Raw genomic sequence first — 9,826 nt, forward strand, 5'->3', positions numbered from 1 at the left:
TGGTCAAAGTCATGACGGGCTTTCGGGTCCTCGAGCTTGCGCAGTTCACCTTCGTTCCGGCGGCGGGAGCCATCCTGGCCGACTGGGGAGCCGACGTCATCAAAGTCGAACACCCGGGCCGCGGCGATACCCAGCGCGGCTTCCTGAATATGGGTGGCATTCAGATCGATCCGGAACGACACCCGTTGATGGAACATCCCAACCGGGGCAAACGCAGCGTCGGAATCGACGTCTCCACGCCGGGCGGCCAGGAAGTGATTTACGAGCTGGCCAAGACGGCGGACGTGTTCCTCACCAACTACAAGCCCGCGCAACGCCAGAAGCACAAGTTCGACGTCGAGCACATTCGCGCGGTGAACCCGGACATCGTGTACGCCCGCGGCTCAGCCTACGGCGACAAAGGGGCCGAGCGTGACACCGGCGGCTATGACGGCACAGCGTTCTGGACGCGCAGCGGCATCGGGTACGCCCTGACACCCGAGGAGCTGGGCGGCGCACTGGGACAAGGCATTCCCGCATTCGGCGACTCGATCGGCGGCATGTTCATCGCCGGCGGCATCTCGGCCGCGCTGCTGCATCGCGAGCGCACCGGTGAGGCCGTCGAGCTCGACGTGTCGCTGCTGAGCACCGCGTGGTGGGCGGCCGGGGCCAGCGTGACACAGGGCATGGAGACCGGCGAGGTGATGCGCACTCCCATGCCGGGTTCCGGCGCGCCCTCGGTGAATCCGTTCATGGGCAACTACGAGACTTCCGACGGCGGCACCATCAACCTGTGCATCATCAGCCCGACCGGGCTGATCCGCGACACGTTCGAACACCTGGGCATTCCCGAGGCGGCCGACGATCCCCGCTTCGCCGACGTGCTTCCCCTGATCCAGAACGCCGACGCGGCCGCCGAGCTGATCGCGAAGGCCTTCGCCGGCAAGCCCTTTGACTATTGGCGGCAGCACCTCAAGACGTTGAAGGGCCAGTGGGCGCCGTTCCAGAGCCTCATCGACCTGGTCGACGACGAGCAGGCGATCGCCAACGACATGATCGCCGAAGTCGAGCTCGCCGGCGGAGGCAAGCCGTTCCGCGTGGTCCGCGGCCCCGTTCAGTTCAACCACGAGCCGTTGACGACGACCCGTGCCCCCCAGGCCAGCGAGCACACCGAGCTGGTTCTGATGGAGCTCGGCATGGACTGGGACCGGATCGAGGAACTCAAGAATGCAGGGGCCATTGCGTGACCCCCAATAACGATGTCGCCATCATCGGCGTGGGTTTACACCCGTTCGGCCGCTTCGAGGGCAAGTCGGCGATGCAGATGGGTGTCGACGCCATTCTCGCCGCGGTCGCCGACGCCGGAATCGCTTGGCAGGACGTCCAGTTCGCCACCGGCGGCAGCTGGACGGTAGCCAACCCGGACGCGATCGTCGGCATGGTCGGGCTGACCGGCATCCCGTTCACCAACGTGTTCAACGCCTGCGCGACCGCGGCCAGCGCCGCCAAGGCGTGCGCCGATGGCATCCGGCTCGGCGACTACGACATCGGGATCGCCGTCGGTCTGGACAAGCACCCGCGCGGTGCGTTCACCGAGGACCCCGCACTGGTCGGAATGCCGCGCTGGTATGCGGAAAACGGGCAATATCTGACCACCCAGTTCTTCGGGATGAAAGCCAACCGCTACCTACACGAGCACGGCATATCCCAGCAGACCCTGGCCAAGGTCGCCGCCAAGAACTTCCGCAACGGGGCGATGAACCCCAACGCATTTCGCCGCAAGCCGATCTCCGAAGAAGACATCCTGAACTCGGCGATGCTCAATTACCCGCTGACGCAATACATGTTCTGCGCGCCCGACGAGGGCGCCGCCGCCGTGGTCATGTGCAGAGCGGATATCGCGCACCGCTACACCTCCACGCCCGTCTACCTGCGGGCGGTGGAGGTCCGCACCCGCCGCTACGGGGCCTACGAAGTCAACACCACGTGCGCACCCGTCGAAGAAGACGTGGCACCAACGGTTTACGCCGCCCGCGGCGCATTCGAAAGAGCCGGCATCTCGCCCGACGACGTCGACGTCATCCAGTTACAGGACACCGACGCCGGCGCCGAGATCATCCACATGGCCGAGTGCGGGTTCTGCGAACACGGCGACCAGGAAAAGCTCCTGGCCGACGGCGCCACCGAGATCAACGGCGCGCTGCCGGTCAACACCGACGGCGGGCTGATCGCCAACGGCGAGCCCATCGGCGCCTCCGGCCTGCGGCAGATCCACGAAATCGTGCGCCAGCTCCGCGGCGAGGCGGGTGAACGCCAGGTGCCCGGCAACCCGAAGGTGGGATTCACCCAGCTGTACGGCGCGCCGGGCACCGCCGCGGCGACGATCCTCACGACCTGACGGCGCCCCCAGCGCCGAACGTCAACTGGCGGTTACGACACGCCGAAGGCTTGCGCCGTCAGTTCACGCTCGACGAAGCTAGGAAGCTTTCCGCGCGACCGGCGCGTACGCCGGCTTACCCAGGCCCAGCATGTATTGCGCGATCATGTTGCGGAACACCTCGAGCGTGCCGCCGTAGATGCCGACCAGCGGGGCGAATCGGTACACGTATTCCGCGGCCCCGTTGTCGGCCGCGCCGTCGGTGCCGAGGGGCAGCGTCGCCGCGGTGCCCAGGATGTCCATCAGGTCCGGCGAGATGTCGCGCATCGTCTGCGCCAGGGCAACGCGCCCGAAGATGCTGGGCGCGCTCAACGACGCTTCCATCCGTGCCGCGCTGCGCCCCAAGCGATATGCCACCGCCGAATCATCGATGAGCCTGCGCCCGTTCGGGTCTCGCTCGCCCACTTTGGCCGCGGCCTTGTCCAGGGCGTTCGCCATGAAACCGGCCTGGTGCATCATGATCGAGACATCCTGCAGCCCATCCGGGGCGGCCGCCACCGCCCCGTGCTCGGTGTTGAGGGGTTCACGCAACACCGTCCAGCCGGCGTTCACGTCGCCCAGGCGATACTTGTCGTCGACGCGCACGTCGCTGTAGTAGACGATGTTGGTGCGGTCACCATCGACGGTGCGGATGCCCTGGATCTCGATGCCCGCGGAGTTCAGCGGGACCAGAAACATGGTCAGGCTCTTGTGCTTCTGAGCGTCCGGATCGGTATTGGTGATGAGGAAGACGTACTGGCAGTTGTGCGCGCCGGTGGTGAACATCTTGGAGCCATTGATAATCCAGGTTGATCCATCCGCCTCACGCACCGCGCGGGTCTTGCAGGTGGCGATGTCGGACCCGCCCTCGGGTTCGGTGTAGCCCAGGCACAGCCTGACGTGTCCGCTGAAGACGCCCGGCAACACCTCGTCCCGCAACTCGGCGGAGCCGAACCTCGCGACCGAGCGGGCCACCATGGCGGTGGTGCCCCAGGTCACCCAGGGCACGTGCGCGCGCCGCTTCTCCAGCTCCCAGATGCGGCGACGCAGCCGGCTGAAGCCACCGTCGGCCTCCGGCTTCCATTCGCGTTCGAGGTAGCCGGCGGCGCCCAACGCCAGGTGCACTCCCTCGTCGAAGTTGTCGCCCGTTTCCCGGTCCCGGCGTATGACGTCTTCCGTCACATGCGTGCGCAGAAACTCGCGCGCCTCCTCGAGGAAGCGCTGATCGTCGTCGGACAGGGTGACTCGTGAAAAATCCACTTAGGCGCCCTTTCCACTTTCGCGCGCGGCGACCAGCTCGCCGATGTACTTGGCGCTGGCGCCGGGATCCCCGCCGGCCAGCGCCCACCCGCGGGCACGTACCAGATACGCCGTGGCGGCGGCCTCGGCCGAAACGCCAAGTCCGCCTTGGATGTGCACCGCCATGGTCGCGGCCTTCGCCGCCTCTTCCGCCATGAACACGAACGCCGAGGGCGCCAGCTCCGGTCGCTCGTGCGGCTCGTTGTCCAGGAACCAGGCCGCCCGCCGCGCCAGATTGCGGCCGCCCTGCACGGTGATCGCGATGTTGGCCAACGGATGAGAGATGCCCTGCAGCGTCGAAATCGGGACCCCCAGCGTGTAACGCGTCTTGGCGAACTCGGCGGCGATGGTCATGGTCTCCTCCACCAGGCCCACCAACGCCGCCGCGCTCAGCACCCGCCATTCATCCAGCGCCCGTTGATATTCCGCCAACGCGTCGGATCCTTCGGCCAGCACGGTGCGGGTGTCGGCGGTCGCCGGATCCACCCAGGCCATCGGCAACCGGCCGATGTTGTCCACCTTGGTCGGGCGCGTGCCGAACGTCAGCGCGACCACGGCCCCGTCTTCGCGCACGATGATCTGATCGGCGATCGATCCGGTCGGCAGGAGCCGAGCGCCGGAGGCGCTGTCCTGCTGCGGATCGAACGCGGCGAGACGCCTGCCATGCACGACGTCCGGTTCAGCCTCGCCGAGGCGCGCGAGCAGCCGTGCGGTGCAGACCTGGTCGATCCACGGCACGGGCGCGAGCGACCGGCCGATCTCCTCGGCCACCAAGGTCAGGTCGACGAGCGTCGCGCCGTCTCCGCCCGCGGATTCCGGGACCGCCATGGTCGTCGCGCCCATGGCGCACAACCGCTCCCACAGATTCTTGTCGAAGCCGGTCTCCTCGGCGGCGCGCACGGTTTCGATCGGGCAATGCGTTTTGAAGAAATCGCGGTAGGCGGCCTGTATCGCCTCGTGATCCGACGTCAGGCTGTAGTCGAGCCTACGTAGTTCATAGCGGTCCATCCTCAGCCTTCCTTCTGGCCACCGAAGAAGAATTCTTGCGCATTGTTGTAGAGATAGTTGTCGAGCACCTCGGCGGGCAGATCCAGCCCGGCCGCTTCGGGAACGACGCGGTGCATTTTCAGCACCGGCCAGTCGGAGGCGAAGATCACCTTGTTCGGTCCGCGAGTCTGCATGTAGTGCAACAGGCTGTCCGGCAACCGCTTCGGTGACCACGCCGACGTCATCAGCCGCAGGTTTGCGTATTTGATCAGCAGCCTGATCGCGATGTCCCACCACGGGTCGGCGCCGTGAATCATGCACAGCTTCAGTTCGGGGAATCGCACGCAGACCCGGTCGAGGTGCATTGGGTTCTGCACCTCCCCGGGGATGGGCGGCCCGGGAATGCCGGTGTTGATGCACAGCGGCAGCCCGAGCTCAGCGCACTTGGTGTACAGCGGGTAGTACACGGCATCGCTCGGCGGGTACTGACCGTCACCCCAAAAGCTCGGTCCCACAGCGGCATAGGCAACGGGCAGGTCGTTGACGACGGAGGAAAGTTCCCGCAGGGACGGCATCGGCCGCAGCAGGTTGACCCCGCCCATCGCCAGCGCGAACCGGTCGGGCTTCTCCTCGACGAACTTGCGCGCGGTCACCGACGGCTTGGCCAGGTTGTCCATCAGGATCGCCTTGCGCACGCCCTGGGCGTCCATCTCCTCGAGCAGCTTCGACAATTCGACCGGCTCGAACATCGACTCCGGCCCTTTGAAGTAGTCGTCACGCACCTTGAGCATCCAGGAGGGCTGCCGCTCGGTCTCGCCGAAGTGCACATTGACCAGACAATCGATGACCTTCATGTCGACATCGGCGCCTTTGCTGTTGCGTGACGTTTCGCCCAACGGTAATCGGCCTTGCCGTTGCCCAGGCGCTGAACCCGCTCGACGACGACGAACTCCTTGGGCGCCTTGAACCGCGCCAGCCGCGACGTGCAGAGCGCGTGCAGCTCCGCGGCGCCCGCGACGGCTCCGTCGCGGAGTTCGATGAGGGCCACGAGTTCCTCGCCCCAGCGCTCGCTGGGGCGACCGACCACCAAGGCGTCGGCGATCGCCGGGTGGGCGCGCAGCACCTCTTCGACTTCCTCGACGAAAACCTTCTCACCGCCGGTGTTGACCACCAACGAGTCACGGCCGAACAGCCGCAACGTTCCATCGGGTTCCAATCCTGCCCGGTCACCGGATATGACCACCCGCTTGCCGTCGATCTCGGGAAACGTCTTAAGCGTGGCTTCGGGATCGTTGAAGTAGCCCAACGGTATTCGCCCTTCCCGGGCGACCCAGCCCACCTCCGTCTCGCCGGGGGCAAGAAAGTGGCTGTAGTCCTCGGAAAGCACCAGTCCGCCCTCGCGCAGCGTGAAGGTGTCGGCTTGCGTGCCGGGCCGGCTGTGGCCGAATCCCATGTTGCCCGTCTCCGACGAGCCATAGCCGTTGATGAGCGTGATCTGCGGTAGCAGTTCCAGCAGGGCTTGCTGATACTTCGGATTCGTCGCGGCGCCCCCGGTGCCGATCGCATACAGCGACGACAGGTCGTAGGAACCAGCCCGCAACTGCGCCACCAGCGGCGCGGCATAGGCGTCGCCGACCATCGTCATCATGCCGACCTTCTCGCGTTCGGCCGTCTCCCAGACCACGTGCGGGTCAAGCTTTTTCGAGGTGTCATAGAGCACCACCGGGGTACCCGCCATGATCGCGGCGAATGCTGTCCACATGCCGGCCGCGTGCATCAGCGGCGAGACGGCGAACCATGGTGCACCGGCGCCACCACGCACCTTGTCGTGGATCTCCTGGGCGCAGGCGTGGTCGGCCCCCACCATCGACGTCACGTACATGTCGGACTGTCGCCAGAGCACACCCTTAGGCCGGCCGGTCGTCCCGCCGGTGCAGATCATCAGCAGATCGTCCGGCGACGCCATCACGCTCTGGTCGGTATCCCCTTGCGCCAGTGCATCATCCAATGACACGGAGCAGCGCAGGTCCGGGGTCGTGCTGCCGTCGTCGACCGACACCAAGAGCTCCACGCCGTCGCGCGCGAGCACGTCGGCGAACGCCGCGCCCAACCCACGGTGGTAGATGACCGCCCTGGGCCGCACGTAGTCGAGCAGCTCGCCGACCTCACGTGGCGTGTAGTGGTAGTTGATGTTCACCGGAACGGTCCGGGCCTTGAGGCAGCCGACGAGCACGTCGGCGTACAGATCGTTGTGCATCACGAGCGCGACCCGATCCTGCCCGCATTCCCAGTTCCGCAGGGATGCGCGTCCCCGATGAGCCCCTAACCCGTTGCCCGCCAGGAAGTTCGCCAATCGGCGCGTGCGTTCTGCCGACTGGCGAAAGGTGCTGCGGCGGCCGCCGCAGACGGTCATCGTCCGGTCGGGTATGATGTTGGCGATTTCGTCGAGAACCGCCCCTATGGTCCATTCGCTCACGGGCGTAGTCGGCCTCGTCCCGATCAGGCGGCCGAGCCGACTTGGACGCCGAGAAGGTCTAGCGCGTTGTCCCGCATGATCTTTCGCACGTCGGACGAACTGAAGCCTTTCAGCTCCTCGGCGAACGACACCGGTGATTCCAGGCCCTCGCCGTGCGGCCAGTCGGAGCCGAACAGGATCTTGTCGACACCGATGGCCTCGGCCAGCTCCGGTAGGTCGTCCTCGTAGTAGGGGGCGATCCACACGTTGTTACGCAACTGCTCCACCGGGTCTTTGGGGAACCACTGGGGCTGGGTGTTCGCCGCCTTCTTCAGCCGCTTGATCAGCCGGTGCACGAAGTAGGAGCCGTTCTCGATGCTGACCGCCTTGAGTTTCGGATGACGGGTGAACACCCCGTGCACGATCATGGAGGCCATCGTGTCGTGGATGGCCCGGTCGTCGAGGAGGACCTGGTCCAGCGGATCCTTGGCCCCGAAGCCCTCGAACGTCGCCTTGCCGCCCCACGCCGCCGCGATGTGCAGATAACCGCTGTCGGACAGGTGGAATCCCACCGGCACGCCCGCCTCGGCCAGCCGGGCCCACACCGGGTCGTGGCTGGGATCGCCCAGGGAGCGCGGCTTGACCAGGCCGGGCACCGGCGCGGGCCGCACCAGCACCAGCTTGGCGCCGCGCGCCAATACGAACTCGACCTCTTCGACGGCCTTGGCCGGGTCGGCCAGCGAAATGATCGGCGCGGCAATGATTCGGCGATCGGGCCGGTCGAAGCCCCAGTCCTCGTCGAGCCACAGATTGAACGCATGCACCGACGCCATCGTCGCCTCGATGTCGTGTTTGAGCGCCTCCTCGACCCCGCAGCCGAACGTCGGCAGCATGAACACCGTCTCGATGTCCTGGGTGTCCATCACCGCGATCCGGGCATCGCGGTTCTGGTACTCGGGATGGTCCGCCAGCCGTTCGACCTTCATCAGCGAGGCCGGGTCGACGCCTTCCGGAATCTCGCCGCGGAACAACAGGTCGAGGCAGCCCGGCACGATGATCGGATCGAAGGTGGGATTGGGGATGAAGTGGTTGACTCGGTCGCCGATCACGGCCCAGGTCCGCTTGCCCTGCGTGACCATCTGGACGCCGCGCCGTTTGAACCTCTTGTCCAGGTGACGGGTGAACGAGTCCAGCGGCTCGTAGTAGTGGTTGTCGACGTCGATCGCCTGGTAACCCAAGTCAGCCATGATCATCCTTTCCGCCAATACCGGCGAACACTAAGCGTCGGTCGAATCGAGCGATGGGAATTGCGGCGGCCGCTTCTCCAGAAAACTCGTGATGCCCTCGATCACGTCAGGGCGCGGCATGGCCTCGTGCAACAAAACCTCGGCGAGCGAATTGGCCTGTTCGACGTCGCGGGTCGCGTCGCCGTAGACCTGCCTCTTGATCACCGCCATCGCCGCCGGAGAGCAATGCGCGGCGATGTCCTCGGCGTAGTTCAGGGCGCGATTCATCAGATTGTCCGGAGCGACAACTTCTTTCACGAGGCCCAGCTCGGCCGCCTCCTCGGCGAGGAAGGTCCGCCCGCTGAGCAACAGATCGAGAGCCACGCCCCAGTTGGTCAGCCGCGGCAGTATCCACGAGATCCCGAACTCCGCGATTAGACCGCGGCGTGCGAACACGGCGCCGAACTTCGCGCCGGCGGCCGCGAACCGGACGTCGCACATCAGCGCCTGGGTCAACCCGATGCCGACACAAGCACCGTTGATGGCAGCGATGACGGGCTTGCGCAGCGTCGTCACGAAGTGGGGTGGGCGCTCCCCCACCAAGTCGGCCAGGTCCTTCTGAGCCGCCTTCTCCATCGTCTCGCCGTAGTCGGGTGCAGCACTCGGTGCGCCCAAATACGCGCCCGCACAGAATCCCCGGCCCCGGCCGGTCACCACGATGACGCGAACGGCCGGGTCCTGCTCGGCGCGATCGATCGCCGCGTAGAACCCCGCGGCGATGTCGGGCCCCCAGGCGTTCAGGCGATCCGGACGATTGAACGTCAGAATTGCCACACCGGTTTCAGTGGCCTCATACAGCACCGCCGCATCGGTGACCACACGGTCGGCGGCGCTCATCGGACCGTCCCCTCATAGTGACCAGCGGGCGAGTTTGTACCCATACTGTATACCTATCGGTACCGCATTCCACAACCGCAGCCAGTCCCGGGTGAAACCGCGGCTACACTGCGATTTCGGGCGCGAAGGGCAGTTTCAAACCGCCCGCAGATCGACGGCCCGGCTAAGACGGATTTCGACGCAGTCGCAACCCGCGCGACGGGCGGGGGCCCGCACCCTTTTCTCGTGCACAAGCCGTCCGCGACGGCGCAAGGCTTGATTTCTGTGGTGTGTCCCACGTCGCCGTGACGTTTGCATCGGCCCCGCGATCGGGAAACCCACGAGGAGCCAGCCAATCAATGGGGAGGTAGTTGCAGTGGTTGACGTCAAGAGTGGCCCGATCGAACTGGTTCGAGGCATCGTCGAAGATGCCCTGGGTAAGACCAAGCAGGTCATCGGGATCATCATCGGCAACGACGGCCTGATCGACGAGGGTAAGGCTCAGCAGGACAAGGCGGAAGCCCAGCGCAACGCTGGAAAGAAGGAAGCCGCCGCTGAGAAGGCCCGTGGTAAGGCCAAGGCCTATGA

At 65.9% G+C, this 9,826-nt stretch carries 9 protein-coding genes; 3 read left to right on the top strand and 6 right to left on the bottom strand.

What is annotated here, in order from left to right; translation table 11 throughout:
- Positions 1-11 precede the first annotated feature (11 nt).
- Positions 12-1,226 carry a CaiB/BaiF CoA transferase family protein gene (locus AC5Y30_RS25300; protein ID WP_499922028.1) on the top strand — a complete coding sequence of 405 codons (1,215 nt, stop codon included), beginning with the start codon at positions 12-14 and terminating at the stop codon, positions 1,224-1,226.
- Positions 1,223-2,377: a thiolase family protein gene (locus AC5Y30_RS25305; RefSeq protein ID WP_499922011.1), complete on the top strand. Its 1,155-nt coding sequence runs from the start codon at positions 1,223-1,225 to the stop codon at positions 2,375-2,377. The genes AC5Y30_RS25300 and AC5Y30_RS25305 overlap by 4 nt, the downstream gene beginning before the upstream one ends.
- A 78-nt stretch (positions 2,378-2,455) precedes the next feature.
- Here the strand turns inward: AC5Y30_RS25305 and AC5Y30_RS25310 are convergent, their stop codons facing one another.
- From AC5Y30_RS25310 to AC5Y30_RS25335, 6 genes are read right to left on the bottom strand one after another with little or no spacing between them, the layout of a single operon-like run.
- Entirely contained in the window at positions 2,456-3,655 is a 1,200-nt protein-coding gene (locus tag AC5Y30_RS25310; protein ID WP_499922013.1) for an acyl-CoA dehydrogenase family protein, read from the bottom strand.
- On the bottom strand, positions 3,656-4,702 hold the full coding sequence (locus AC5Y30_RS25315) for an acyl-CoA dehydrogenase family protein (protein WP_499922015.1): 1,047 nt from the start codon (positions 4,700-4,702) through the stop codon (positions 3,656-3,658).
- A 2-nt stretch (positions 4,703-4,704) separates the two neighbouring features.
- Positions 4,705-5,535 (bottom strand): amidohydrolase family protein, encoded by an 831-nt coding sequence (locus tag AC5Y30_RS25320; RefSeq protein WP_499922017.1) that lies wholly within the window; start codon positions 5,533-5,535, stop codon positions 4,705-4,707.
- Positions 5,532-7,157, bottom strand: a complete 1,626-nt coding sequence (locus AC5Y30_RS25325) for an acyl-CoA synthetase (RefSeq protein WP_499922019.1) — start codon at positions 7,155-7,157, stop codon at positions 5,532-5,534. The genes AC5Y30_RS25320 and AC5Y30_RS25325 overlap by 4 nt, the downstream gene beginning before the upstream one ends.
- A gap of 23 nt (positions 7,158-7,180) precedes the next feature.
- The gene (locus AC5Y30_RS25330; RefSeq protein WP_499922021.1) at positions 7,181-8,383 is read right to left on the bottom strand and encodes an amidohydrolase family protein; all 1,203 of its coding nucleotides are present in this window, start codon (positions 8,381-8,383) and stop codon (positions 7,181-7,183) included.
- Between the two features lie 30 nt (positions 8,384-8,413).
- Positions 8,414-9,259, bottom strand: a complete 846-nt coding sequence (locus AC5Y30_RS25335; RefSeq protein ID WP_499922023.1) for an enoyl-CoA hydratase — start codon at positions 9,257-9,259, stop codon at positions 8,414-8,416.
- 355 nt (positions 9,260-9,614) lie between these two features.
- Here AC5Y30_RS25335 and mbp1 point away from each other — a divergent pair.
- Positions 9,615-9,826 (top strand): microaggregate-binding protein 1 (mbp1, locus tag AC5Y30_RS25340; RefSeq protein WP_499922024.1); only part of this gene is annotated, 212 nt, incomplete at its 3' end.

It is taken from the genome of Mycobacterium sp. NGS27 (assembly GCF_059813005.1).

Coding starts and splice junctions, on each gene's coding strand:
- AC5Y30_RS25320 (WP_499922017.1), bottom strand. CDS start 5,535: ATGAAGGTCATCGATTGTCTGGTCAATGTGCACTTCGGCGAGACCGAG.
- AC5Y30_RS25330 (WP_499922021.1), bottom strand. CDS start 8,383: ATGGCTGACTTGGGTTACCAGGCGATCGACGTCGACAACCACTACTAC.
- AC5Y30_RS25300 (WP_499922028.1), top strand. CDS start 12: ATGACGGGCTTTCGGGTCCTCGAGCTTGCGCAGTTCACCTTCGTTCCG.
- AC5Y30_RS25335 (WP_499922023.1), bottom strand. CDS start 9,259: ATGAGCGCCGCCGACCGTGTGGTCACCGATGCGGCGGTGCTGTATGAG.
- AC5Y30_RS25315 (WP_499922015.1), bottom strand. CDS start 4,702: ATGGACCGCTATGAACTACGTAGGCTCGACTACAGCCTGACGTCGGAT.